Source organism: Chryseobacterium shigense, assembly GCF_014207845.1.
Lineage (GTDB): Bacteria > Bacteroidota > Bacteroidia > Flavobacteriales > Weeksellaceae > Chryseobacterium > Chryseobacterium shigense_A.
The window spans coordinates 1-1,322 of record NZ_JACHLC010000014.1; the positions used below are offsets into that span (position 1 = coordinate 1).

The 1,322-nt window shown below is 32.5% G+C and carries 2 protein-coding genes; both read left to right on the forward strand.

Features of this window, described 5'->3' with window-relative positions; all coding sequences use genetic code 11:
- The first annotated feature begins 81 nt into the window (after positions 1-81).
- Positions 82-357, forward strand: coding sequence for a transposase (locus HNP36_RS19215; RefSeq protein ID WP_228456450.1), 276 nt, complete (start codon positions 82-84; stop codon positions 355-357).
- Positions 354-1,199, forward strand: a complete 846-nt coding sequence (locus tag HNP36_RS19220) for an IS3 family transposase (protein WP_184167786.1) — start codon at positions 354-356, stop codon at positions 1,197-1,199. The genes HNP36_RS19215 and HNP36_RS19220 overlap by 4 nt, the downstream gene beginning before the upstream one ends.
- Positions 1,200-1,322: the final 123 nt, after the last annotated feature.

A 1,322-nucleotide genomic window follows, 5' to 3' on the forward strand; every position in this document is an offset into this window, starting at 1 on the left:
TATAATACTCCCCAAAATTAAGACAGTAATTTAAGATATGAAATTAGCAAAAAAAAGTTTAATTTTAACATCAAATAAGTTATGTCAACAAGGAGAAAATTTAGCAAGGACTTCAAATCAAAAGTCGTTTTAGAATCATTAAAAGAGCGAGAAACAATAGAGCAATTAGCAAAAAAATACGAATTGCAGCCCTCTCAAATTAGTCTTTGGAAATCTCAAGCATTGAGCAATTTCAGCAATGTTTTCCAGTCGGATTCTTCAAATGAAAAAGAAAAACAGATTGATACGGAGAAACTTTATGCCCAAATAGGACAACTAAAAGTAGAGAACGATTTCTTAAAAAAAAACTTGCGATGACACCTTTGCAAGAACGTAGGGAAAAGATAGATAAAGAAGATAAAGTATTGAATGTCAGTAAACAATGCGAATTGCTTTCCATTCATCGTAGCGGGTTATATTACAGCCCAGTTGCAGAAAAAGAAGAAAATTTGCAGATAATGGAACTTTTGGATAAGCAGTATTTTGATACGCCATTTTATGGAGTTCTTCGTTTAACAGCTCATTTTCAGAAGCTTGGCTTTCAAATTAATGTAAAACGAATGCGTAGGTTGATGAAGATTGTGAATTGGAAGACTATTTTCAGAGAGCCTAAAACCACAATAATCAATAAATTACACAAAAAATATCCGTATCTTCTGAAAGATTTGAAAATAGAGAAAACCAACCAAGTATGGGCAACGGATATTACGTATATTCCTATGCGAAAGGGTTTTATGTATTTGATAGCGATTATTGATTTGCACAGCAGGAAGGTTTTGAACTGGTCATTATCCAACACGATGGGTGCGGATTGGTGCGCCGAAGTTTTGCAGGAAACCATTAAAATTCACGGTTGTCCAGAGATTTTCAACACCGATCAGGGAAGCCAGTTTACCAGTGATGTTTTTATTAATATACTGAAATCCAATGAAATAAAAATCTCTATGGACGGAAAAGGCAGAGCTTTGGACAATATTTTTATTGAAAGATTGTGGAAAAGCGTGAAATATGAACATGTATATTTGTACGTTTACGAAGATGGAATATCTTTGTACAAAGGTCTTGAGAATTATTTTGAGTTTTATAACGAAAGAAGATTACACCAATCTTTGAATTATAAAACACCCAACGAAATTTATGAACAAAAGAGCGTGGCATAAAATCATTAATAACTTTTTTTGGCCTTTGAAGGGCCAAAAAGTTATTAACAATTTTAGCCCAAAAATTGAAAAAAAATATCTTAAATTTTGTTAAATACTGTCCTAAGGATGGGGAGTATTATA